This window comes from Acinetobacter sp. TAC-1 (genome assembly GCF_029025845.1).
In the GTDB taxonomy this organism is placed as follows: Bacteria; Pseudomonadota; Gammaproteobacteria; order Pseudomonadales; family Moraxellaceae; genus Acinetobacter; species Acinetobacter guillouiae.
Genome location: NZ_CP118892.1, coordinates 947,003 through 973,049, shown reverse-complemented (window position 1 = coordinate 973,049; position 26,047 = coordinate 947,003). Strand labels below are relative to the sequence as shown.

At 39.6% G+C, this 26,047-nt stretch carries 21 protein-coding genes; 6 read left to right on the top strand and 15 right to left on the bottom strand.

The window, feature by feature from the left end; translation table 11 throughout:
* Positions 1 to 2: 2 nt before the first annotated feature.
* Together PYV58_RS04525 and soxR are read right to left on the bottom strand one after the other, a co-directional pair.
* A complete protein-coding gene (locus PYV58_RS04525) occupies positions 3 to 3,143 on the bottom strand; it encodes a type VI secretion system Vgr family protein (RefSeq protein ID WP_275059713.1) in 3,141 nt (1,046 codons plus the stop codon).
* A 272-nt stretch (positions 3,144 to 3,415) separates the two neighbouring features.
* A complete protein-coding gene (gene soxR, locus PYV58_RS04520; RefSeq protein ID WP_004823478.1) occupies positions 3,416 to 3,877 on the bottom strand; it encodes a redox-sensitive transcriptional activator SoxR in 462 nt (153 codons plus the stop codon).
* A gap of 290 nt (positions 3,878 to 4,167) precedes the next feature.
* Here soxR and PYV58_RS04515 point away from each other — a divergent pair, with 290 nt between their 5' ends.
* The 3 genes from PYV58_RS04515 to PYV58_RS04505 are packed head-to-tail and all read left to right on the top strand — an operon-like array spanning position 4,168 to position 8,798.
* Complete coding sequence (locus PYV58_RS04515) at positions 4,168 to 4,596, top strand: DoxX family protein (protein WP_034615519.1); 429 nt, start codon at positions 4,168 to 4,170, stop codon at positions 4,594 to 4,596.
* Entirely contained in the window at positions 4,593 to 5,696 is a 1,104-nt protein-coding gene (locus PYV58_RS04510) for an efflux RND transporter periplasmic adaptor subunit (protein ID WP_034615510.1), read from the top strand. The genes PYV58_RS04515 and PYV58_RS04510 overlap by 4 nt, the downstream gene beginning before the upstream one ends.
* Before the next feature lie 12 nt (positions 5,697 to 5,708).
* Positions 5,709 to 8,798: a MexW/MexI family multidrug efflux RND transporter permease subunit gene (locus tag PYV58_RS04505; protein ID WP_034615508.1), complete on the top strand. Its 3,090-nt coding sequence runs from the start codon at positions 5,709 to 5,711 to the stop codon at positions 8,796 to 8,798.
* A 234-nt stretch (positions 8,799 to 9,032) separates the two neighbouring features.
* Here the strand turns inward: PYV58_RS04505 and PYV58_RS04500 are convergent, their stop codons facing one another.
* The 7 genes from PYV58_RS04500 to dsdC form a co-directional block, all read right to left on the bottom strand.
* Positions 9,033 to 11,741 (bottom strand): TonB-dependent receptor, encoded by a 2,709-nt coding sequence (locus tag PYV58_RS04500; RefSeq protein ID WP_034615505.1) that lies wholly within the window; start codon positions 11,739 to 11,741, stop codon positions 9,033 to 9,035.
* A 78-nt stretch (positions 11,742 to 11,819) separates the two neighbouring features.
* Complete coding sequence (locus PYV58_RS04495; protein WP_034615503.1) at positions 11,820 to 12,284, bottom strand: YbaN family protein; 465 nt, start codon at positions 12,282 to 12,284, stop codon at positions 11,820 to 11,822.
* Positions 12,281 to 12,865 carry a biliverdin-producing heme oxygenase gene (locus PYV58_RS04490; protein WP_034615500.1) on the bottom strand — a complete coding sequence of 195 codons (585 nt, stop codon included), beginning with the start codon at positions 12,863 to 12,865 and terminating at the stop codon, positions 12,281 to 12,283. Before PYV58_RS04490 ends, PYV58_RS04495 begins: the two co-directional genes overlap by 4 nt.
* A 67-nt stretch (positions 12,866 to 12,932) precedes the next feature.
* Positions 12,933 to 13,913 (bottom strand): FecR family protein, encoded by a 981-nt coding sequence (locus tag PYV58_RS04485; protein ID WP_034615497.1) that lies wholly within the window; start codon positions 13,911 to 13,913, stop codon positions 12,933 to 12,935.
* A 7-nt stretch (positions 13,914 to 13,920) separates the two neighbouring features.
* A complete protein-coding gene (locus PYV58_RS04480; RefSeq protein ID WP_034615494.1) occupies positions 13,921 to 14,406 on the bottom strand; it encodes a sigma-70 family RNA polymerase sigma factor in 486 nt (161 codons plus the stop codon).
* Between the two features lie 269 nt (positions 14,407 to 14,675).
* Positions 14,676 to 15,482 (bottom strand): hypothetical protein, encoded by an 807-nt coding sequence (locus PYV58_RS04475; RefSeq protein WP_034615492.1) that lies wholly within the window; start codon positions 15,480 to 15,482, stop codon positions 14,676 to 14,678.
* 780 nt (positions 15,483 to 16,262) lie between these two features.
* Positions 16,263 to 17,195, bottom strand: a complete 933-nt coding sequence (gene dsdC / locus PYV58_RS04470; RefSeq protein ID WP_034615533.1) for a DNA-binding transcriptional regulator DsdC — start codon at positions 17,193 to 17,195, stop codon at positions 16,263 to 16,265.
* A 220-nt stretch (positions 17,196 to 17,415) separates the two neighbouring features.
* Between dsdC and dsdX the strand changes: the two genes are divergently transcribed.
* Both dsdX and PYV58_RS04460 read left to right on the top strand, forming a co-directional pair.
* A complete protein-coding gene (dsdX, locus tag PYV58_RS04465) occupies positions 17,416 to 18,753 on the top strand; it encodes a D-serine transporter DsdX (protein WP_034615490.1) in 1,338 nt (445 codons plus the stop codon).
* Between the two features lie 17 nt (positions 18,754 to 18,770).
* Complete coding sequence (locus tag PYV58_RS04460; RefSeq protein WP_034615486.1) at positions 18,771 to 20,111, top strand: D-serine ammonia-lyase; 1,341 nt, start codon at positions 18,771 to 18,773, stop codon at positions 20,109 to 20,111.
* Positions 20,112 to 20,234: 123 nt separating this feature from the next.
* Here the strand turns inward: PYV58_RS04460 and PYV58_RS04455 are convergent, their stop codons facing one another.
* Positions 20,235 to 20,987: an SDR family oxidoreductase gene (locus tag PYV58_RS04455; RefSeq protein WP_034615483.1), complete on the bottom strand. Its 753-nt coding sequence runs from the start codon at positions 20,985 to 20,987 to the stop codon at positions 20,235 to 20,237.
* 123 nt (positions 20,988 to 21,110) lie between these two features.
* Here PYV58_RS04455 and PYV58_RS04450 point away from each other — a divergent pair, with 123 nt between their 5' ends.
* Positions 21,111 to 22,007 (top strand): LysR family transcriptional regulator, encoded by an 897-nt coding sequence (locus tag PYV58_RS04450; RefSeq protein WP_034615481.1) that lies wholly within the window; start codon positions 21,111 to 21,113, stop codon positions 22,005 to 22,007.
* Positions 22,008 to 22,073: 66 nt separating this feature from the next.
* On the opposite strand, the gene PYV58_RS04445 is transcribed toward PYV58_RS04450, so the two are convergent.
* The 5 genes from PYV58_RS04445 to PYV58_RS04425 all read right to left on the bottom strand — a co-directional run bounded on the left by PYV58_RS04445 (position 22,074) and on the right by PYV58_RS04425 (position 25,692).
* Positions 22,074 to 22,763, bottom strand: a complete 690-nt coding sequence (locus PYV58_RS04445; RefSeq protein ID WP_034615479.1) for an oxidoreductase — start codon at positions 22,761 to 22,763, stop codon at positions 22,074 to 22,076.
* A 1-nt stretch (position 22,764) separates the two neighbouring features.
* The gene (locus PYV58_RS04440) at positions 22,765 to 23,538 is read right to left on the bottom strand and encodes an SDR family NAD(P)-dependent oxidoreductase (RefSeq protein WP_004823500.1); all 774 of its coding nucleotides are present in this window, start codon (positions 23,536 to 23,538) and stop codon (positions 22,765 to 22,767) included.
* The gene (locus PYV58_RS04435; RefSeq protein ID WP_034615476.1) at positions 23,535 to 24,215 is read right to left on the bottom strand and encodes a glutathione S-transferase family protein; all 681 of its coding nucleotides are present in this window, start codon (positions 24,213 to 24,215) and stop codon (positions 23,535 to 23,537) included. The genes PYV58_RS04440 and PYV58_RS04435 overlap by 4 nt, the downstream gene beginning before the upstream one ends.
* Before the next feature lie 142 nt (positions 24,216 to 24,357).
* On the bottom strand, positions 24,358 to 24,795 hold the full coding sequence (locus PYV58_RS04430; protein ID WP_034615473.1) for a PaaI family thioesterase: 438 nt from the start codon (positions 24,793 to 24,795) through the stop codon (positions 24,358 to 24,360).
* A gap of 30 nt (positions 24,796 to 24,825) precedes the next feature.
* Positions 24,826 to 25,692, bottom strand: a complete 867-nt coding sequence (locus tag PYV58_RS04425; RefSeq protein WP_034615470.1) for a metal-dependent hydrolase — start codon at positions 25,690 to 25,692, stop codon at positions 24,826 to 24,828.
* Between the last annotated feature and the right edge of the window lie 355 nt (positions 25,693 to 26,047).

Genomic DNA, 26,047 nt, shown 5'->3' with positions numbered 1-26,047 from the left:
AATTATAAAAATGTTTTAAAAGGGGATTGAATGTTGTTGCTTGTTAAATTATTTGAACTATTTTTAGTCAATTCACGTAATGAGTTATTAGATGCAACAAAACCATTACCCTCTAAAGTTTGCCCTAAATTGGTTATATTATTTATATCTGGCAACTGTTGCATCACCATTGGTAATAAAGCTTTCGCACCTTGGTCTTTCAACTTTTTAACAGATTCAATTTTTTGTTGTACCGATTTAACATTACTCGCAAGCTGGCTCAATTGCTTAAAACCATCTTTCAAAGTATCCGTTAAACCTTTAGTGCCAGATTGAATACCAATATTCCCTTCTTTATCATTTTTATTTGGCCAATCTACTTTACGTTTAAAATCACTCGATTCATCCCATGGATCACGAGGATCAGGCTCAAATAAAACTTTGACTGAACCAGTCGCTAAACCTGAAACTCTGGCAAAACCCTTATCATCTAATTTACCTTTTACCACTTTGCCTAATGTGTCTGTGACGGTATAGCCTGCCCCTTTAACAAATTCACCATGCGAATAATCATGTAATAACTCCAAAACGCCTGAAGCACGTTTCGGTGGTGGTGGTAGGCTAGACTTAGCACTAACACTTGCCCCACCCTGAAACACATGCTGCCCAGCATTCACTTCAAACTTTCCACCTGTTTTTGGGAAAATTCCTGAATTATTCAATGCAATTTGCGATGAACCACCTGTAATCACAACCTCTTTAGGACTACTAATCACAACTTTGTCATCAGTAGATGAAATGTTAATCCCCAGCTTGGCAAATACATCTAAAGCATCGGACTGTGCTTGAATTTCAACTTTACTTTGCGCTGCAATGGCTTTAATGCCACCTTGAGCAGCAAATAAACTGAGTTTGTTTTGCGCATGTGCAATCAAATTCTTTTGCGTACTCAAGTTGATGCTATCGCCTGCAATTTGATTGATCTGCGAATCTGCGGAGATATGAATGTCTTCAGGAGTACTTAGGGCAATCCCATCTTGTGAGCTTAATAAAAGCAAGGCTTTATTAAATTTAGCAATTTTTTGCTCGAGCTGTTCTGTAAATTCTTTGAGTTGCTCAATCGATTCTATTTCATCCGTCTTTTGATTCTTGGCAATATCGCTTAAGGCTTTACTGTTGGTCTGGCTACCTTCAAGTTGCTTTTTGGCAAGCTCTGAATCAAGGTGGTCACCTTTGGCTTGGTCTTGTTTATAGGTCGAAAGCAGTAAACCTTGCCCTGCGCGAAGTGCTCCCCATTGGTCAGTTCTCAGCTCAAAGCCTTCACCACGATCATCACTTTCCGCTTTGTCTTTAGGATGACTCAGTTTGCCCAAGTTAAGTTGGCTGGCGGCATGACTACTTTGTAACTGGCTGCTGATTTGGCCAGTAGTATCGTCAAACCTCAGTTGATTGTAACCACTGCCTTGATACTCTCGACTTTTTATTCCTGCCAGCTTCTTGGTGTCAGGCAGTTTACCTTTGTCATCAAACTTGCTTGGATGACGTTGTGCTTCATGGATGCGCCCAACCACAAATGGACGGTCAATGTTGCCATCAAAGAAATCAATAACAACAATCTCTCCTATTCTCGGTAAGAATCGCGCCCCATAGCCTTCACCTGCCCATGGAGTTAGAACATCGACCCAAGCTGAATCTGTATCGTTGTCATTAGAACCCGCACCGCCATCATGGGTATTGTCTTCATTACGGCTAAACAGGAAGCGGACTTTAATACGTCCCCATTCATCAACATGGATTTCTTCTCCACTTGGCCCCACTACTTTGGCCCGTTGTGGTGATGCAATCGGTCGGTGTTGTAATGGGTTATAGGCTGGAACCGTGCTGATATTACGACGTTGAATGGTTAAATTGCTGGCTTGACGTTCATCACTCGTGTTGCTGCTGATTTGGGTCGCTTGCCAATTGCTTTGTTGGACTAAAGCGGTGACTTGATCAGTGAGATCTTTGGGTAAGTTATTTTGGTTATAAAAGCTTTTAGCCGTGATTAAAAATTCTTTGTCTGCACCTGAGTGTTGATCTATCTCAGGGTGTTCATTTAGTTCAAACCAATAGCCAACATGTGCATCGCGCACTGTTGACGTTGCTGTAAATTGTTTGGCTTGTGAATCGTAGTAGTTGCTGAGGTTTTGGTTAAATTTTTCAATCTGACTGTTGCCCGATGGCGTTGCGCCATCTTCACCATTCAAGTCTTGAATCCATGCAGGGCTAAAGTGCCATGCTTGTTCTAAAGCTAGACTGGCATTGTCATAATTTTCACTATGGCTGTGTTTACTTTGGACACTGCCAGCGCCTTCATCAATATCCAATACATCAGCTTGCCAACGCTGGATATGTACCGAAGTCGGTTGAATGGAACGCTGACCAATAAAATTGGTAATTGAATCAGTTTTTTCTACGGCGCTGCTTCTATGGAAGCGAATATTACGGCGTTCTAAGGCACTAAATTGCGAATTATCATCAATTAAACGAAGCTTTTGTGCTTGGATTTGTTCTGTTGAACTCGACACTTTAAGTTGTGCTTCATCGATCAGCCAGTTAATCCCTTCACTTCTCATCAAACGGGTCAGGAAGTCAAAGTCGCTTTCAGATGCCTGCATAATGAATGGGCGTACATCATAGTCTTTGCTTAAACCACTCTTGTCCAATGTCAGACTTGAAGCAAACAGTGGACTGCGTTGTGCCCATTCTTGGAATACGGTCTGGATCACATCCACAACCGACTTATTCATAAATACTCGAGAGTTTCTACGGTGTTTCCAAAGTGCTGTTGGGTCTTCTACAGTCAAACGATAGATGGTAAGAGAACCATCAGATGCGCCAATATCGGCTTGGGTCACAATTCCTGAAATACGGGTTAACTCGGATTTATCTGTGACGATATCAATCGCAGCTTGAGTTCCAATAAAGCTTTTTAAAGGAATACTTGCTGACGTTGCAAGACAGATGAGTTGGAGCCGAACACCCTCATTGATTTGATGTGTTCCATCGATACGTTGTAGGAATACTTGCTGGCTCAACGCCGAATTAGAAAATTGTACGTGAATCGCACGTTTTTGTGCTGATAAGCCAAGCTGCTCCAAAGCAGCGTAAATATTGTTAGACATGCATTATTATTTAATTTTAAATTGTGATGTATTCTACTAAAAAGTTAGGCGGACTGTCTATACAGACCTGTCTATTTATTACTGGTTATTTACACAACACTGACTAGGTTTTGAATATGCCCTTTTTAGCTCAATATCATTATTGATAATGGTCATTTGCACTGATTAAAAACTTGAAAGTGCACTTACAGTTTTTTCACCAAACATAAGTGATCAACAGCCCAAGATAAAAAGCTAAAATATCAAACGTATCCAATATTAATATTGGGTTCTTATTCACGCTCTAAAATACGGGGACCAGATCCTTCGTGTCTCAATACATCTTCTGGATTACGTAAAGGACATTGTTTTAGAGATAAACAACCACAACCGATACACCAATCCATTTCATCTCTTAAACGTGTTAGTTTTTGAATACGCTCATCTAAATCCTTACGCCAATGCGATGATAACACTGACCATTGTTCTGCGGTTAATTTGCTTCCCATAGGATAAACACTTAATGCATTTTTAATTTCCTCCAGAGAAATTCCGACTTTTTGTGCAACCTTAATAATTCCAATATAACGTAAGACAATTGATGGAAAACGACGCTGATTTCCATTTGTTCTAATACTTTTAATTAGCCCTTTTGACTCATAAAAATGCAAGGTTGAAACGGCTACACCACTCCGTTTAGCCACCTCTCCGACTGTCATCATTCGATTAAAATCAATTTTTTCTTCTGCCTGCATTTTGATATTTCTCAACATTACTTGAGGTTTTATAATTCAGCAAAGTACATTTGTCAATTGATCTTAGTTGCCATGGCTTTTCATCATTACAACTCAAAATACAAAAAACGCTATCGCCAATTTAAGCCATTGTAAAAATCTTATCTCTCCACAAATTTTCTGATCAAAGCCCATTGACCTAAATATAACTTGAGGTTTTAGACTGCTTGCCACAGCTGTTATGAATAACAACAAGCTATTCATTTTAAAGGTTTTAATTATCCAGTCTTATTTCTTCAGGAAATATTCTCATGCCATATTTCATTAAATTAAGTTTAGAAAGCCAATGGCTGTGGGCCATCAGCAGATGTTGTCTTGCGCTTCTATTTCTAAGTTCAGGACTTAGTAAAATTCTTGCTGTTGAAACAGGATTTTTGGAAATGCAGGCTGCTGGTCTAGAGCCTGCGTGGTTATTTAATTATGCTTCTGCGTTGATTCTGCTTGTGGGCGCCTATTGTATTTTATTTGAGCGGCATATGTGGTTTGGCACACTGATTCTTTCCGTATTTTTAGCACTGACAATTGTGATTGTGCATCACTTTTGGAACATGACTGGTATACAGGCCAATATTGCCTTTTACTTTGCACTTGAACATATTTCAGTGATTGGCGGTCTTTTAGCGCTGACCATTGCCAGTCATTTTCGACAACAACTCCGCAACCTTGGAGTTGTCGCATGAAAAACAACAAATGGCTTTTTCTAATCGCGATCACTTTAATTCTCGTGGGTGTCGCAATCTATTTTTATTTAAATTCTCGTTCAAGTGAAACGCATCAATCTGGCACTTATCCTCCAGTCAAAGTAGCTTTGAATACAGTGGTCGAACAAGATATTCCACAAGTGCTTTCCAGTATTGGTGAGTTGGAAGCAATCCGACAAGTCAAAGTGTCAACAGAAACAACAGGTATGATCAAACAGATTTATTTCCAATCTGGACAAGCTGTTCAACAAGGTCAAATACTGGTTCAACTCAATACCGATGTTGAACAAGCTCAATTAGGTCGCTTGCAAGCCAAATTGAAACAAGCCGAAATGGCCTATCACCGCAGCAAACTCCTGATTGATAGTCATGCGATTTCAAAGGCAGAAATGGATACAGCATTGGCTGATCGAGATATGACGCGTGCAGAAATCCAACAGCTACAAGCCAGCATAAAACAAAAAGCGATTCGCGCACCCTTTTCTGGTGTCATGGGAATACGCCAAGTACATCAAGGACAATATTTAGAGGCAGGCACTGGTATTGCTAATCTGGTCGACTTTCGACAAATTCTTGCCAATTTCACATTGGATGAACAATTGGCATCAAGATTAAAAATCGGACAATCTGTACAACTCAAAATTGATGCATTTCCTGAAAAGTCCTTTACAGCTGTGGTAAGTGCAATCGAACCGCTGATTACAACATCGCGAACTGTACAGGGGCAAGCAATTTTAAATAACCATGACCAACAGTTAAAACCGGGCATGTATGCCAAATTAGACATCCAAGAATCTGAACGCCCAAGCTTGGTCGTTCCTGAAACTGCAATTACCTATACGGCTTATGGCAATACTGTCTTCCTTGCAAAACAAGACCATAAAAAGCTGATTGTGCAACGTGTGGCGGTAGTGCTCGGTGAGCGCCATCAAGCCAAAGTTGTAGTCAAATCTGGGCTCAAAGCAGGTGATCAAGTTGTTGTATCAGGACAACTTAAATTAAGTGATGGTATGCAAGTTGAGCCGACCGTAAATACACTTGAGCATCCCCAATCTTCCTCGATCAAGCCCAAAGTCTAGGGAGATAAGCGAATGAAATTTACTGACCTTTTTGTAAAACGCCCAGTATTGGCCTTGGTTGTCAGCACCTTGATCTTGCTGGCGGGCTTGTTTTCCCTGAATAAACTGCCTATCCGACAGTATCCTTTACTTGAAACCTCAACGATAAGTATCAATACAGAATATCCCGGTGCATCTGCTGAGCTTATGCAAGGTTTTGTCACGCAACCCATTGCTCAAGCAGTATCTTCGGTGGAAGGCATCGACTATCTCAGTTCTTCTACTGTACAGGGTCGCAGTGCTGTAACGTTACGTATGCAATTAAATCGTGACTCAACCCAAGCGTTAACAGAGGTGATGGCAAAGGTTAATCAAGTCCGTTACAAACTACCAGAACAGGCATTTGATCCAGTCATTGAACGTTCTTCAGGTGAATCTACCGATGTCGCCTATATCGGATTTTCCAGCGAACAACTGTCCTTGGCTGAATTAACAGATTATTTGTCTAGGGTGGTAGAGCCCATGCTGTCTACAATTGATGGCGTTGCTAAGGTACAGACCTATGGCAGTCAGCGTTTGGCTATGCGGATTTGGTTGGATGCCGATCGTTTGGCCAGTCGTGGTGTAACTGCCGCCGATGTCGCCAATGCGATCCGTCAAAATAACTATCAAGCCGCACCGGGTCAGGTCAAAGGCGAATTGGTGGTTTCAAATGTCAATGTTTCCACAGATCTCACCAGTATTCAGGACTTTAAAAATCTGGTGATACGCAATGATGCTCAAAATCTAATTCGTCTACAAGATGTGGCAACAGTTGAAGTTGGCGCTGCTTCGACAGAAACAAGTGCCTCTATGGATGGTAAACCTGCAATTTTTGTCGGTCTACAAGCGACGCCTACAGGTAATCCCCTGGTGATCGTACAGGGAATTAAAGATAAATTGCCTGAGATCCAAAAAACCTTACCGCCGGGGGTTACAGTCAATCTTGCCTATGAAACAGCCCGTTTTATTGATGCCTCTATTGATGAAGTTTTACATACTTTTATCGAAGCGCTGATTATTGTTATTACGGTGATCTATCTGTGTTTAGGTTCTTTACGTAGTGTCTTGATCCCTGTAGTGACAATTCCACTGTCAATGTTAGGTGCCTTGGGTTTAATGCTGTTATGTGGCTTTAGCATCAATTTACTCACGCTTTTAGCCATGGTACTCGCCATCGGCTTGGTTGTAGATGATGCAATCGTGGTGGTTGAAAATGTCCATCGACATATTGAAGAAGGTGCATCCCCTGTTGCAGCAGCTCTGATCGGGGCACGAGAAGTCGCAGGCCCTGTAATTGCAATGACCATTACACTGGCCGCAGTGTATGCTCCGATTGGTTTAATGGGTGGATTAACTGGTTCCTTATTCAAAGAATTTGCTTTTACTTTAGCAGGCGCAGTTTTGGTTTCAGGGATTATTGCCTTAACCCTATCTCCTGTTATGAGTTCATTTCTGCTTCAATCCAAACAGCAGGAAGGTAAAATGGCAAAAGCAGCCGAATGGTTCTTTGAACATTTGACTCAGCTTTACAGTAAATTGCTCAATTTTTCATTACATCATCGTTGGATCACAGTGGTTTTTGCGATCGCTATTTTTATTAGCCTTCCATTGCTTTACCAACTTCCTCAAAAAGAATTGGCGCCCAATGAAGATCAAGCCAGTGTATTGGCAGCCATCAAAGCACCACAACATGCCAATCTGAATTATGCTGAGCACTTTAATCAAAAACTCGATGAAATCTTCTGGACTTTCCCCGAAACCAGTACCACGTGGATTATTAATGGTACAGATGGGCCTGCATCAAGTTTTGGTGGAACAACCCTTTCGACATGGTCTGAGCGAGTGCATTCTGCGGATGAAATTCAACAGCAACTTCAAGCCAAAGTCGGTGATGTAGAAGGCAGCAGTATTTTTGTATTCCAAAATCCTGCGCTTCCCAGTTCAACAGGTGGATTACCCTTACAAATGGTGTTGCGTAGTGCACAAGACTATTCAACCATTTATCAGGCGATGCAGAACATCAAGCAAAAAGCCCGTGAAAGTGGCCTTTTTGTGGTGGTCGACAGTGATCTTGACTTTAATAACCCCGTGATTCGAATTGAGGTTGATCGGGCCAAAGCCAATAGTCTGGGTATTCGTATGCAAGATATCGGTGAAGCCTTGGCGACATTGGTTGGTGAGAATTATATCAATCGTTTTAGTATGCAAGGTCGTGCCTATGATGTGATTCCTCAAAGCATCAATACACAACGTTTGACAGCTCAAGCACTGACACGACAGTTTATTCGTACGGACCAAGGCACACTGATTCCCTTATCGACTGTGGTCAGTCTAAGTGAACAGGTAGAACCCAATAAACTCACTCAATTTAATCAACAAAATGCTGCAACTTTTCAGGCAATCCCCGCCGCTGGGGTTTCCTTAGGTCAAGCTTTAAGTTTTCTGGAACAGGCTGCATCTGAGTTACCGACTGGATTTAGTTATGACTGGCAAGCCGATGCACGTCAGTATGTACAGGAAGGTAACGCTTTGATGTTTGCATTTTTAGCCGCGCTGATTGTGATTTATCTGGTTTTAGCCGCTCAATATGAAAGCCTAATGGATCCATTTATTATTTTAATTACGGTTCCGCTGTCGATCTGTGGCGCATTAATCCCCTTGGCTTTTGGACTTGCCACAGTCAATATCTACACTCAGATTGGTTTAGTCACACTGATTGGACTGATTAGTAAGCATGGTATTTTAATGGTTGAGTTTGCCAATGAATTACAAGTTCATGAAGGTTTAGATCGGCGAGCGGCCATTCTAAAAGCTGCTCAAATTCGTTTACGTCCAATTCTGATGACCACGGCGGCAATGGTGTTTGGGCTGATTCCTCTCCTTTTTGCCACAGGCGCTGGCGCACATAGTCGCTTTGGTCTAGGGCTTGTAATTGTCTGTGGTATGTTGATCGGGACCTTCTTTACGCTTTTTGTCTTACCTACAATTTACAGTCTGTTGGCTCGTCAACACAATCAAGACCTTCACTCTAGCCGTTTACGAGAGCTACAACAGATTGACCAACATGAGCAAAAATCATGACGTTGAGTGGGCTGAACAACTAGCATGCTGCTGTCTAAGCTTCTGTGTATGATCAGATCGCTTGAATATAATTTTTTATTGATAAAGTTCTATATCTATAGAACTTTATCAATTTTTTAATGCGTGATTCTAACCACTGATTTAGAGCTAATGATTTAGAGCGACTGATTTTTCACTACTTTGTTCACTCATATTTTTACAGTTAGGTTTTGCCGATTTGATTGTTTTATGATTCTAGAATCTCATTTCGAACCCTGCTTTGATGGTACGGCCGGGAATCGGCATACCGATCACTGTACCAGGGTCAAAGTTATAACGATTGGTTAAGTTATCAACATTAAACGAGAGATTTAGATTTGGATTCAGTTTATAGCTCGCAAAAATATCAACTAAGGTTTCCGAAGAAATTTCAGTCACCGCACGCCCACTCACCCCTGTACCCTGTAACCAACCTTTAGGATTTTTCTTTTCAGAATGATATCTAGCACGTACCCCCACATTCAGTTTATTTTCAAACAAACTCTTGCCTAAACTAATATTAAATAGTTTACGTGGTGGCAAGCGTGTTGAAATCAGACTCCAAGAATCTCCGACCTCATTACAATCATCTTTCGTCGCTGGGCATACTTTCGGTGCTTGATATAAAGTTCCATTCATGTTCACAAAGAAACTTGGATGCTGATAAGCAAGATTAAACTCTAAACCTTTCAATACAACTTGCTCATAATTTAGGAAAGTATATGAGGTGGTATAAGGCAAAATAAAATCAGGCGTAATCTCATTAACAATATCTTTACGTTGGACCCCTTGGGTCAGGAAATTTTGGGTTTGATTACGGAAATAATTGATATTGAATTTTAACTGATCTGCTTCAGTGAATACGTTATCGTTGTGCCCAATAAAGCCAAACTCAACAAGACGAGAATTCTCTGATTTAATCGGCAGATCTGGATCATAACTAAAGGTTTGTTTGGAAACTGTCGATTCAAACAAACTTGGACTGCGGTACATATTGGAGAGTTTTGCATAGACATCAATACCATTCAGCAACTGATAATTCAGCTGCGCCATCCAGTCGATCTTTCCGTCATAATCTCGAAGCGCATAGCCTTTGTCATTTAAATCGGAATTGGCGACCGGTCTCATTGCGACATACTGGTCTCCATAATCCTTAACTTTTGCCTTATGCCATTTACTGCCTAAACTCAGGGTAAAATCTTTAAAGATATAATCGCCATTGAGAAATAAAGAGGATTCTTGACGTAATCCATCACGTGCGATTTCAGTATCAATAAGATTTTGTGGCTTCATCCGTTGCTCGTCATATGTCAGACCATAATTCAAGGTTAAAGCATCAATTTTACTGGTGTTTTCTAAATTAATCCCACTACGATAGTCCTGAAAACTTCCCCAGTATTGGTCGCCATAATAAGAATTGGCTATGCCAAGCATGCCATTGTGCTGGCGATATTTGGCATTGGTATGCCAAACCCCTAACTCTAAATCAAACCACTGATTATTCTTGGCCTTATAGGTATAGTTGGCACTGAATGCATTAATCGCTGCGGTTCCAAGGGACCATTGTGGCATGGTATATGCACCCTCTATATATTTGGGTAGAACATAATCACCATCGATGTATCCCCAAGGTGGAGAGTTGGGATCAATCACTTGCGATCTATTCCAATAAAAAGCCATGACCTCACCCGCTTTTTGTATATGGCGGCGCATATTCACTTCAACACGATGTTCGTCTGTAATATTCATACCCGCTTTGATGATGCCTGAATCACTTTTATAACTGGTGTTTACCACCTCTTGACCGGGTCCAACATCAACAATATCTCGCGCTTCATAATAATCAATGCCATGTTTTCCAGCATAGTAATTACCGACTTCGCGTTTACTATAAGCAGCCACCAGATCGAATACATCATTCCGATAAGCAGCAGCGATTGTGCCAGCGCCATTTTGAAAATTATTCGAGGACAGTTTATTACGAAGCAGATAAGACATCTGCTCACGCTCATTATCTGAGGTCTGTGGTGCTTTGTTATTGTTATAAAAACTGCCTTTTAGCATGACACCTGATTGACGATTAGGCAGCAAAATATCGTTTGCACTGAGTGTACGCATTTTCACGATTCCGCCAATACCGCCCACACTAAATTTCGCTCGCGATGCGCCTTTTTCGACTTCAATCTGACTAATCAAATCCATATCGATATAAGTTCGGTCACTCTCTCCTTGATAGCCTCGAAAGGTATGGCTGGATTGTAGGCTACCATCAATAATTACAGGAACACGCCCCTCACCTTGTACTCCACGGATGCCAATATCAATTGCACCCGCTTCGTTACGCAGGCTATTGACTTGTACACCAGCGATATCAGAAAACACATCACCATTCCCCGTGCCTCTAAATCGGCTAATGTGTTCACGATTCAGCTGTGTTGTATTGACCTTTTGTTTTTGTTGTACAGCATTGACTTTAATCTGAGGAAGCGTAACAACGTCACTGTCCGTATTATTGAAAAGTGAAGGGTTATTTAACGGAGTGCTTGTATTTGCAATCGCAGTGTTTTTCTCTGTATTCGGTTTAGCTGAGCCAGATTTAGCAATTAAGACATAAGTCGAACCTTGCTGCTCTACCCGAAAAGGGTGATCTGTAAGCAAATAATCGAAGCCTTGCTTTACACTATAATGCCCGGTAATTCCTTTACTTTTTAACCCTTTTAAAATATTTGCATCATAACTTAAGGCAATACCCGACTGTGCTGCAAAACTTGATAGCACATAGCCCAATTGGTTCTCTGAAATTTGATAATATTTTTCTGGCGCTTTTTTCGCTGCCATCGAAACATTGGGAGTAATTTGTGCATAAACACCACTGATGCAAAAGCACTGTATTAACATGGCCAGAGTTTGTTTTTTAAACTTCATAGGAACGCCCACACTTGTGAATGATTTTCATTTTCAATAATCATTACCCAGTGAATTGTTAAAACATGACATGAAAATTTATATTTTTTCTGGTCTGGTCCAAATCCAGATCAACCCAATCAGCAAAATGACCAACAGACTAAGTTTTAAGTGCAGATGCAGTGAAGACACCATTAACATTGTCGTACCGAATAAAATACTCAATGTCATCATCCATTTACGTGAACGCGAAATCTGTTTAAAACCGCCATGATATTGTGCGAGCAACATTGCAATATAACGATTTTGATGTAACCAACGATGCAAGCGTGCTGAACCTTTTGAGGCAAAAATTGTTGCCAAAAAGAGAAAATCAAAAGTTGGAATCCCTGGCAATACAATGCCCACCACAGCGAGAACAAGACACAAAATTGCCAAGATGATGCAGATCACACGCACCACTGAGGATGAATGTAAATTTGCGGATGGCGTTACTGGCAAAGACGCTAACAGCGTTAAGTCTTTGCCTTGTGTGTGATTGCTGACAGAAGACGCTTTCTTCATGTTGAATGAATGTCTTTTAATAATGCGCCAAAATAATCAAATGCTTGTTGAGCAGCGTAAATGACACGATCTTGCTCATCTTGAGTAAAGTCAGCCTGATCAAGTTCCTCAATAAAGTGTTTCCAGACTTTGGCCCGCCCTTCTGGATAAGCAGCCAAATTTCTCGCAGCAAAATCTGCGGAAAACCCCAAACTTTGTTGCGCTTGTTTAAATAAGAATGCTGCACCCATCGTAGAACCTTCTGATACATAGACCCAACCCAGCGCTTCAGGAAAGCCGACAGTTTCAGTAACCAAGGCCAACGACTCTGGTTCGATCTGAAGATCCTGTAGATCTAAGTAAGCCGCTTGTGAACGCCCACGAATATCTAAATCTGAAATCAAGGCTGCAACCTTGGGATGTTGAAATAAATATTCGACATTTTTTTGAAAATAATACTGTGACAAAGTAAATTTTGCATAATGTGCGACATCTTTAAATACTTGGGCTTTTTCCATTAATTGATGCATATATTCATGTTGACTGGCTGTCTCTGTTTTTAAACGAGATGCAAGGCGGTTGAGTGTGAATGACGTGCTCATCAATTTTCTCCAGTTTGTTTGGTTTAACTGTATTACCCGCCTTGTCTGTAAAAACTGACATCATTTCTTAATTATTTTTACTTTTCTGATTTTCAGCTTTCGGCTGAATGCTCAACACACGATCCCCAAAATAACGTTCTACTTTGATTGGATAGCTGAATTGCAATGCTGTTTGTAAGGTGCCAAAGTCATTGACTGGATATGAACCTGAAACTTTTAACGACTTCAATTGAGGGTCAATGTCTATATATTGGTGTTGATAGCGCCCAATCTCTTGAAGCAATTTTTCCAACGGCATTTCAAAAGCCATGACCATATGGTTTTTCCACGCCAATATATTTGGATCTAAACTTTGTAATACTTTAAAATTGCGATCATCAAAGCAGAGCTGCTCACCAGCATGGACAATTTTAGTGTGTTTGGACTGGTTCAAACTGACTTTCACTGCGCTTTCTATGACGCCTAGACAGGTTTGCTTTTCACTGTTGTTGAAATACTGAACATTAAATACAGTGCCAAGCGCTTGCAGATTTGCCGATTTAGTTTCGACCAAGAATGGGCGATAAGCATGATTTTTTTCTTTGGCCGTACGTATTTGTATTTCGCCATAATGTAATTTTACAATACGTTGTTGCGCTGTATAACGCACGTCCAAAGCCGTATGGGTATTTAATTGAAGTTGTGTCCCATCTTCCAGCTCAACCTGTTTCTGCTGACCCACCGCAGTACGATAATCCGATAACCATATATAGCGATAATCCGAGTTCCATAGCATGACACTGCCAAAACACAGTAAACAGGCAAGCACCAGTTGTTTGTTTAAATTAAATTGGGCATTTTTCTTGCCTTGCTGAATCAGCTGCTGCCCATCTTCGGGAAATTTCTCAAGGCTATACAATAAGCGTTCGGCTTTAGACCATGCAGCTTGGTGTTGGGAACTTTGCTGTTTCCATTGTTCAAATTCAAGCTGTTCAGTTTCATTCAATGGTGCGTGTTGGATTTTAATGATCCATTGCGCTGTTTCTTGATAAATTTGATCATGCAACATGCAGGCATTAATCCATAACAGCTAAACATTGACTCAGTACTGAAACCAGATCACGCATCACGGTTCGGGTAGAAATATTTAAACGTGTTGCAATTTCCTGTTGAGTCAACCCTTCTAATTGTGACCAAATAAAGACCTGTTGCTGGCGCTCAGGCAATTGATTGAGTAATTGATTAATCAAACATAAAGATTCAATTGCCGATATTTTTTGCTCAGGTGTAATTTCATCATATTCAGGTCTGTTTGAAAGCGCCTCTAAATAGGCTTTTTCAATCGATTTACGTTGATACCAATTAATCAAGATTCCCTTGGCAACTGTGGTCAAAATTGCACGCGGCTGATCAAAATACAATTCATCTTTACGCTTTAAGATACGCAGAAAAGTATCATGGGCTAAATCAGCGGCATCTTCACTATGGTTGAGGCGACGTTTTAACCATTGATATAACCAAGAATGGTGATGACGATATAGTGTGCTAATAGGATCAGACATACTTAAAGAGAATGAGAATTATTAGCAATATCTTAGCAAAAAAATAAAGAAAATGAGAGCTCAGTTTGCCCTTTTAATTGAATTTTTTAATTTATCCAACTCATTTATAAGACTACGCAACATACTCGAATGGGATATATGGTAATTCTAAAAGAACATTTAATTTAAAATTATTATACTTTTATCAAAAGTTTATCGCTTTTAAATAACAAATTTCTCGATCATCCTCAAGATGGCCGAGAAACTGTTTATTACGTATTGACTATAATTTATTGACTGATCGCTTGATCCATATTTTTAGCAAATTGTTGAATATCACTGGCTTGAATTGTTGTTTTACCTTTGCCAATCACTTGAAATTGTTGTGCTGCCGTTTCCTGCATTTTGACTTTACCTGTTGCAATATTGGCATCAAAACGTTGCATAAACTCATCCACATATTCCTTCTCAGTGACAATATGATCACCATTCACATCGGTTGCAAAATATTGTTTGTCACGCGCTGTTAGATAATCTCCAAGCGTTACATAGTTTTTCCCTTGACCATATTGGCTAATAAATTCGTTGATGTTACTTGGCATCGGCATCGAAATTGGTAGTTTCACACGGAATCCATCATGCGTTGCATTACTATTGCCCGCTAATTTGGCATCTTCTGCATTTACTAAACCATCCAAGTTTTTATCAAACTCATTAAAGGTTTTTAAACCTGTCTCCTGAAATTCCTTTAAAGTCAGTTTCTGGTCTTTATTATTATCGAGAATGCCATAACGTACATGCGCCTGTTTTTCTGACATTTCACGGCGCTGTTTAAGTAATGGCTCTAAACGTGCTTGCTCGAATTGAACAAACTGCACTTGATTGACTTTTTTATTCGCCTTAAACAATTCGGCATAGTCCTGAGTATATTGCTTAATTAAAGTGCTACTGTTCTGCTCTTTATTATTAGGATGGTAAAGCACATATAATGCATATGCCTGTTGATAAGCATTGGATTGATCGACTGTAGCAGCAATCGCTGATCCAGCAGTTGCCATTGCAGTTAAACTGGTCATCCATAGCGCCAATTTTTTCATGTTCGTTTCCTTGGAGGTGAATATTTGTTGAATTAAAAAATTCTTTCCATTTTGCTATTTAAAAAATCAATATTTAAATTCGATACTTGTTATATAGATTACCCTCATCATGCCCCTATTCATATAGCTCAACAGGGTTTAGATTGATGAGGGAGAAATCTTATTCAATGATATTAATCATCATTAAATGTGTATATTTCAGGTCATCCAGTATCTTCAAATCAGAAGTAAAAATATGGATTACAAATATACACACATAATCAACAAATGAGAATAATAATCAATTACAATTTTATTTACAATAACAATGTTGCTAGATCTGCTTTTCAACATTCAATAAAATCCATCAAGATATTGAAAAATAATAAATATTTATAATTAAACTTCACTTTTTTATAAAAATTTGAACATGACTTTAGAGGGAGAATCTGTATTTTTGGATGATCTTACTGTCTTAAAATTCGTATATTTTGTTGTTGTTTATATTTTAAAATGTCATTTTCAATTTAGCTTTTCCACCTCAATCATCCTATTGTTAATATAAAAACTTATTACATCTTTCCTTTTTATTTCTCTTTAATTTCTCGTTATATTTAGGTTTGTTTATTTTTTATTCTGATTGGCGTTATTAAAATATAAACACTCAAATATTCACCATAATAATCAAGTATTATAAAAATTCTAACAGCAAAAAATATTAATTTTTAGGTTTTAGCATAAAATTGATTTCGTGATTTTTTATTTAAGGCTTGCTCGGCTTTTTCTAGGGTTTAGAGTTTTTCATTGATGCCCTATTTCTGAGTTTGCTCGTGCTTTTATCCAGTCACTAAATGCTTTAACTTTAGGTAATTCATTATTTTTCAATGATGTAATATAGTAGTGCTGATCACATTTTAAATACATGTTTTTAAATGGCATTACTAGCTCACCACTTTCTAAGTCTTTTTCTACTAGTTTTTTACGTCCCATGGTAATACCCAAGTGATTTTTAGCAGCAATCAAAGCCAGATCAGATCGGTCAAAACTCATCTCTGAAGAATGATCCATATTTACATTAAAATGCTGCGTCCAACTGTTCCATTCATCTGCGCCTGTGCCGTTACTCCATGCTTGGCAGTCATGGAGCAATGTGCAGTTTTTTAAGCTGTCTAGATGATCGTAGAGGTTAAATTTTTCCGCATATGCAGGACTACATACCGGGATAATATATTCGTCCATTAAATACTGATAATTCAACTGAAAAGACGGTTGATTGTCAAAATAAAGCGCAATATCAATTCCGCTACGTTGAAAATTTACATCCTCATTACCCGTTAAAACTGAAAGTTGGATCAATGGATAGCGTTGGATGAAATCAGGCAATTGAGGCACTAACCAACACTGAGCAATCGATGGTCTTGCATAAATCGTGAGTGAGCCAACAAGTTGCTGATTTTGCAGTGCCTTAATTTCAACGTTTAACGAGTCTAATGAAAATTGTAAAGCAGCTAAAATCCGCTGTCCCTCAGTGGTTAACTTTACTTTACGATGCAAACGTAAAAACAGTTTGATATTAAGTTCTTTTTCTAACAAATTAATTTGGTGACTTACCGCACTTGGGGTTAAAGACAATTCTTCAGCAGCAAGTGCAAAAGACTCATGTCTAGCCGCAACTTCAAATGTATACAGTTTTGAGAGTTGAAAACCGGTTAGATTTTTATGTGCGTTGGTCATGCCTTTTTCCTTTTTGCTGAAACAAAATGATTGATCACATGCTTCTTGCTGTCCTATGCCCATATAAATAACGTATAAATCATTTAAAAATCAAAATTTATTTAGGATTTATTTTTCAAGTGAATTATTTTAACCCGTAGATCAAATATCATCGTTTGACGGATTTCTCTGGTTTAACTTCAATAGACAAAGAACAACTTTTGTCACAGAGATATATGGTATGGAAACCAATTTCGTGGATGTCGGTATATTATTAACCAGTATCGGGTTAATAATTTTCACTATTTTAAAATTTAAACTGCATCCCTTTTTAGCTTTGCTTCTGGCAAGCTTCTTTGTCGGTGTAGCAATGAAAATGCCATTACTGGATATGGTCAATGCAATTGAAAATGGGATTGGAAGCACCTTGGGTTTCCTTGCCACAGTCATTGCACTGGGTACCATTCTCGGCAAAATGATGGAAATTTCTGGCGCTGCTGAACGTATCGCCCTGTCTTTGCAACGGTATCACTGGATATCCAGTGATGTGGTCATGGTGCTGATTGGGCTATTTTGTGGCATCACTTTATTTGTAGAAGTTGGTGTGGTGTTATTAATTCCCTTGGCTTTTTCTATAGCGCAGCATACCAAAATCTCATTGTTTAAATTGGCGATTCCATTATGCACAGCATTAATGGCTGTACATTGTGTGGTACCGCCACACCCTGCCGCACTTTATGTCACCAATAAACTAGGGGCTGATGTCGGTACCGTGATTATTTTTGGCTTAATGGTGGGTTTAGCAGCCGCACTGGTTGGTGGCCCACTGTTTTTAAAATTAGTTGGTCAACGTTTACCGTTTAAAGCAGTACCTGTCGAGTTTTCAAAGCTCGCCCTGAAAGAAGAACATAGCTTACCCTCTTTAAAAATCACCTTATTTACGGTATTTCTTCCAATTGGATTAATGTTAATCAAAACAGTGGCTGAATTAAATCCCCATACATCCACTCAGCTTTCACACATTTTAGGCTTTATCGGCAATCCGATCACCGCCATGTTTATTGCGGTATTTGTTGCCTACTACACCCTTGGTCTACGTCGTAATATGCAGATGGGAAGCTTATTAAAAGCTACAGAAGACTCATTTTCTTCAATTGCCAACATCTTATTCATCATTGGGGCTGGTGGTGCATTTAACAGTATTTTAAAAGCCAGTGGTTTAGCTGACTCAATGGCTGTTACGCTTTCCCACTTGCATATGCATCCAATTTTACTTGCTTGGTTGGTTGCGCTGATTTTACATGCAGCTGTAGGCTCTGCCACTGTTGCAATGATGGGTGCAACTGCAATCGTTGCGCCAATGTTACCGCTCTATCCGGATATTAGTCCTGAAATCATGGCGATTGCGATTGGTTCAGGTGCCATCGGTTTTACCATTGTGACCGACTCTCTATTTTGGTTAGTCAAACAATACTGTGGTGCTACATTAAACGAAACCTTTAAATACTATACCTCTGCAACTTTCCTTGCCTCCCTCACCGCATTGGGCTGCACCTTCCTGCTTTCTCATTTTATTTAAGCCTTTAGGAGTATTTTATGAACGCTCAACAGATTAATCAGCTGATTGCCCAATATCCGATTGTTAAAGACCTTATCGCACTCAAAGAAGTGGCGTGGTTTAATCCCAATTTTACCTCACTGGTAGAAGGGCTGCCCTATGTCGGGTTGGACCAAAAAGATATTGATGATGCCAGTGCACGTTTGACACGCTTTGCACCTTATTTGATGAAAGCCTTTCCAGAAACAGCGGCATCTCAAGGTATTATAGAGTCCGAACTGGCAGCAATTCCTCAAATGCAGCAACAGTTAGAACAGTATTTTGGACAATCGATCCAGGGTCAGTTATGGCTTAAAAAAGACAGTCATCTTCCTATATCGGGTTCAATTAAAGCCCGTGGTGGCATCTATGAGGTACTTTGTCATGCTGAAAAGCTTGCGATTCAAGCACAACGCCTAAACATTGAAGATGATTATGCAAAACTGGATAGTCCAGAGTTTAAACAGTTTTTTAGTCAATACAGTATTGCGGTCGGTTCTACCGGAAATTTAGGCCTTTCTATTGGCATTATGAGTGCAAAATTAGGCTTTGATGTGACTGTGCATATGTCAGCAGATGCACGTCAATGGAAAAAAGATAAGTTACGTGCGCACAATGTCACAGTAGTTGAATATGCTGAAGATTATGGTGTTGCCGTAGAACAAGGCAGAAAGGCAGCATTAGAAAATCCAAACTGCTTTTTTATCGATGATGAAAACTCACAAACCTTATTCTTAGGTTATGCAGTTGCTGGGCAGCGTTTAAAACAACAATTAGAACAAAAAAATATTTTGGTTGATCAACAACATCCTTTATTTGTTTATTTACCTTGTGGTGTTGGCGGAGGTCCCGGTGGCGTTGCATTTGGCTTAAAAATGGCCTTTGGTGATCATGTACATTGTATTTTTGCCGAGCCGACTCATTCACCGTGTATGTTACTCGGTGTTGCAACGGGTTTACATGATGAAATTTCAGTTCAAGATCTGGGTATAGACAATATCACCGCTGCTGATGGCCTCGCTGTTGGGCGAGCATCTGGCTTTGTGGGTCGAGCAATGCAAAGATTATTAGACGGTTTTTATACATTAACGGATGAAACCATGTATGTACTCTTGGGCATGCTCAATGATACAGAACAGCTTAAATTAGAACCTTCTGCGCTGGCGGGTATGCTTGGGCCAATTTTGACCAATCAACATCAAGACTATGCTGCACTACATCACTTTAGCCAACAGCAATTGGAAAATGCCAATCACATTGTCTGGGGGACTGGAGGAGGAATGGTTCCAGATGAAGAAATGGAAAAATACTTAACCCAAGCGAAAGCCTATAAAAAATAATCTGTATAGACTTGATTCGCACAGGTCTTGATCTCATCAGAATCTGGGGCGGTAGCAGATAAATAAAGTGATTATCCTCTATCGCCCCAATTAAAGACTTGGGTCAGGATTTTCCCTATGGAATTAAACGATCCCACCATTGACCCGAAGGACTTGGGCATTGACCCAATTACTCGCTTCATTTACTGCGAAATCCAACACTGCGGCAATATCTTCTACAGTGCCTAAACGCTCTAAAGGTGCAGCTTTGCTTAACTGAGCAATCAATTCATCACTTTTGCCTTCAAGAAAAAGTTCAGTTGCCGTAGGCCCAGGTGCAATTGCATTTACCGTAATATTTTTTCCTCTTAACTCTTTGGCTAAAATTGCCGTTAAGGATTCTATGGCAGCTTTTGATGCAGTATAAACACCATAAGTTTCGAGTTTCATCCCCACCACACTACTGGATAAATTAATAATTTTACCGCCCTTTTGCAGTCGCTTAGCAGCTTCACGCATGGTATATAAAGGGCCTTTAATATTAATTGCTAAAACTTGATCAATACTTTCATCGTCTAATTGTACAATCTTACTTAATTTCAAAATCCCTGCATTATTGATCAGCACATCCAATCGACCATAGGTTTGAATTGCATAATCAAATAATGCAGTCACTTCATTAGAATGGCTGATGTTGGCTTTAAAGAGACTCGCTGTTCCACCTAACGCTTGAATACTACTCAAGACATGCTCCGCCTCTTTATCGTTACTGGCATAATTGATAATGATTTTATGGCCTTGTTGTGCCAATAAGCTGGCAGTAAATGCACCAATCCCGCGAGAAGCGCCTGTAATTAAAATCACTTTTTCTTGCTGTGTTTGATCTGTTGTATGCATCGTGATGACCTCATGGAATAAAATATACCTCTAATCGCTTCTATGATACTGTTCAGATAAAACCAGATAATCTAGTTAAACCTGACATCTTTATCCGAATAAATCGAACAATTGGAATGGCGTATGGATAAACTCAATGCAATGTCTGCTTTCGTCAATGTGGTTGAACAACAAAGTTTTACCAAAGCTGCGCAGATCTTAAATCTGCCACGCTCAACGCTGACCGATGCAATTAAACAATTAGAATTCCAACTCAATACGCGCTTATTGTTGCGTACCACTCGTCAGGTAAAAGCAACCGATGAAGGCCATATTTATTATGAGCGCTGCAAATATATCTTGGGTTATATCAATGAGTCTGATCATGATTTTCTTGATGCAAAACCTCAAGGACCTTTAAAAATCGCAGTTCATGGTATTTTTGCTGCGCATTTTATTCTGCCAAAATTAGATGATTTTTTAACTGAGTTTCCACAGATACAGTTGCAACTCACTGAAAGCGATCGTTATGTAGATCTGATAAAAGAAGGCATTGATTGTGTCATTCGTATAGGTCAGCTCAATAATAGTGAATTAATTGTTAGGCATCTGGGCGATATTCAACAAGTGACATTAGCCAGTCCAAAATACTTAGAAAAATATGGCACACCACAACGCTTAGACGATCTGCAATCACATTTTATGGTCGGATTTTATTCTTCTGCTCGACAAAAGCCACTGCCGCTTGAGTTTCTGACAGGGAAGAAAACACAGTTTTTTGAGTTGCCGTTAAAGATTCAAGTCAATGGTGCAAATACCTATGCAGCAGCAGCCAAACAGCATTTGGGGATCATCCAAGCACCGCGTTATGGTTATTTATCTGAGCTAGAGCAAGGCACACTTTGTCAAATTTTAACTGACTATCCTGTTCCATCCCTGCCTATTTCTTTACTTTATCCATCAAAAACACTGGTTTCACCACGACAAAAAGTTTTTATCGAATGGATTGTACGATTGTTTCAGGATAATCCATTGCTTTGAAGTTTAAATCACGCTGCTTGATGGATATGATTAACTAGCGCTCTCTCGCATTGATCCCCATAGCATTTATACACCAAAACTCAATTCCTGACTCCAAGTTGAATCAGGTTGTTGATAAAGATGCCAACACATATTTTTAACCGAATCCATCAAGACAACATTCTGACTATGCCAACTTTCCAACATACAATAAGTGATATGGATGCCTTTAGGATGAAACTCTCTTGCCAAAGATTGTGCCAATGCCCGAATACTGGCAAACATACTCTGAGTTAAGCCATTATTTTCAGCGATCAGGTTGGGCTGTGTTCCTAGAAAGATTAAAGTTCCTTGTGACTTTATCAACATCTGTCGAATAATCGCTTGGGCAATATTTACCGCAGCCAAACCAGTATTTTGCCAAAGCTGTTCGACCTGTTGGGCTGAAGCATCGGAATTCGACAATGATTTTGAAAAATCAGCTTGGAAAATACACAGTTCAATTGAATGCCCTGCTCGTTGAATATAGCCAACTAAATTTTTTAAAGCAGTCGGATTGATCAGATTCAAACGAACCCGCTTTAGTCCTGAATCTTGTTGCTCAATCTTTAGATTGGTTTGGGTAGGATCATGCTGAACTTGATATACAAGCATTGTGCTGTTGTGTGCTTGATCCACAAAAAGCTGGCTGAGCGAGTGGGTTTCATTGCCAATAACAACAATACAGCCCTGTAGTTTGGATTTTTTTCTCAGCAATGGGGGAATTAAATTGTACATATTAGAATTTCTCCTGATAAGGACGTAAATCCAGCTCATGGGTCCATAAATCACGATTTTGTTGATAAAGCATCCAATAATTCTCAGCAATCGCTTCGATATTTAACCCACCTGTGCCTCGTGTAAGTCTCAGTAAGCGTCCTAAACCAAATACAGCTTTATTAACACGATCACCATCGACCATGCCATCAACAATAATATGTGCAACATGGATGTTTTGAGGCTTATATATCTGGGCGAGATGCAGTACGTAATTACGTAATGCGGATTTGCCCATGGTAAATGCCGCAAAAAAAGGTTTACCACGAAGAGATGCACTTGCCCCGGTAAAAATCAGTGTGCCATATTGCTGTTGTTCAAATATTTTTAAGGCATGTTGTGACACTAAAAAAGCCGATAAAAAAGTAGAACGCCACATTTGAGTAAAAAATTGAAGAGAGGTCTTTAAAAAAATTGAGGGAATATTGCCCCCCACATTATGAATAACAGCGACGAGATGCTCCTTTTGCGCATTCCTCTCCGCAAAAAAAGTCTGCACTTGTTGTTCATTTTCAGCATCCAAAGCATGTGCTACGGCGTGTCCACCTTGCGCATTGATTGAATCAGCCACAGCTTGCACTTTCGCTAAAGTACGCCCCACAACATGTACTTTTAATTTTTCTTGAGCAAAACGACGACAAACTGCTGCTCCAATTCCTTGTTCAGCACCTACGCCCATAACAACCACACATGGAAGTGTTGCTATATTTTGAGATGTTGCATTCTGCGTATTCATAGCAAGTCTATCCATTGAGCAATAGAAGGATAAGCTTTAATTTTAGTGCCCCAAATTTTACTGGTGCGGACAATCTCTAAAAGCTGCGAACCAACCGCAATATCAGCCAGTGTTTTACCCTCGCCAACCAACCACCCTGTTTGCGCCAACACCAATTCGATACGCTCTAAATGACGAATAAATTCCGCCTCAATATCCTGCTTGGCCATGCGACCTGTCCCCTGCATTTTAAGTTGCAGGTTTAATGTTGCTTTGAGCAAGGGTTTTAACAGATATATTTCATGTTTGGGGCGACCTTTTGCACTCATTTCAACCGCATGATCTAAGGCATCAGCATCACTGACACGAAAGTGCACCTCATAAAAATATAACAACTCGTCTGACCAATCTTCCCAAAGTTCAACATAGGCCTTTTGCAAAGGATCAGCAGGATATAATCGTGGTAAGTCTGGGTAAGCATCATCAAGATAACGTGCAATACGGGTACTGTCCTGAATACGTTGACCATCAATATCTAGAACAGGAACCTTGCCTGCTTTACTGAGCATTGGCACTTTTGCACCCAGTACACCGTTATAATCCACAGTCTGATAAGCAATCCCTTTAAATTGCAACATCCTGGCAACTTTTTGGCAAAAAGGTGAGATTTCCCATTGATGTAATACAACTGAATTCATTTTATATTCTCAGCTTAACGTTGGGTCGATTGATATTCGATAAACTACATCACAGGATCAGCACTTAATACTTCAAAGGCCTGCTTTTAAAGCCATGATCCAAAAATTCAAGTTCAAAACCATGATGCAGAAATAGAATCTTTCAACGACGGATGATCATATTGGTTGCTGTTGCATGTGCATACAATTTTCCTTCTTCATCTCGAAGATAGCCTTCTGAAATGACTAAGTTTTTCCCTACGTTGATGACTTTACCTTCAGCAATTAACTTTTTATTAAACGGCATTGGACGGCACATTTTTATCGCAAGATCAGTAGTTCCATAGCCCTCACCCGCAGTCAAGACGGTATGTGTGGCACACCCTGTCACTGAATCCAATATCGTTGCGGCAAAACCACCATGTACCCCACCCAATGGATTGCTATGACGTTCATCCGCAATGGCCATAAATACAATGCGACCATATTCAACGTCTCCTACTTCCTCCATCCCCATGGTTTTTGCAATACCAGGCGCTGGCACCAGTCCTTTTTGGAATGCTTGCATAATTTCCAGACCAGTCATATTGAGTGGATTCATCACTATTTCCTATTTTGATAAATAAAATACTTATTGGAGAAGGGTTGATTGTTCAGGAGATAAGCCAATTTTTACTTTAGTTTGTGCGACAATTTCGGATTCATCGGTATTATTCGGATGAAAATCAAACTGATAATAAGAGAAAAATTGCGGTACCAGCTTACGATAGGCTTGCACTGTAAACCCAGCAAACTTAGTCCAAGACTTAAGGTTTAATAATTGTTTATCTCTCGACATTAACACCACTTGATATACATTAGAAAATAGCGTGATCAGCACAAGACTAAATGTAAAAATCGCCACGCGAGGAATGTAGGCATCTAAGCCCTTACCATATAAGTATTCATACATGTCATAAGCCACAGCCTTATGTTCGGTTTCTTCAACACTGTGCCATAACCATAAATTACGAATGGTGGTATCGGTCATTAACTCATTGACATTTTTCATCATCTCCACCACCAACACTGCGGTGTAATGTTCCAAACCCACTGTGACCAAGAGATTCCATTTTTTAGGAAAGGCACGTTCTACCGCTTTTAATATAATCCCCGTGGCTTTTTCTAAAGATTCAGGATCTAAACCATATTGTTGTGCACTGACATGAAAAGCATGGTGTTCTTTAGAGTGCATGGCTTCTTGTCCAATAAAGGCACCAATATCACGGTCTAATTGTGGGTTGTTTTTAATTTTTCCACGTAAGGCGCGTACTGAACGGACAAAGTACGATTCACCTTCAGGAAAAAGCGTCGATAGACCTGTGAAGTAATGAGTAAAGGTTGGTTCGTCATTACACCAATACTTGGGCATATCCTGAAATTCATAATCCATACGACGTACTGGAAATGATGCAGGTGTTTTTTGCTTTGATTTTTCTTTCACCGCTGATATAGACATGGTTCACCTCAAGAATTTATCTTAAAATAATAAGTTCCAAAAAAGAACTTGTAAAATTAAAATAATGGTCCACGTTGATCTTGTCAATGATGTGAATACGTTAAAGCTTCAGGTTGTCCTTAAATGACAGTATCATTCCTATAAAGACAATCGATCTAAGCCAAAAACTTAAAAGCTGTTTTCACCCATCGTATTTTGACCTGATGCATGATTATTCACCCTATAAAATATAACTAATAAAATTAATTACTTAAAAGAAAATACTGAATAAATATCTTAGATCTCAACAAAAGTTCAAATTAAAATTAAACATCTCCCTCTAATCTCTCCATCAAAACTGATTAAGCTTTTCCAG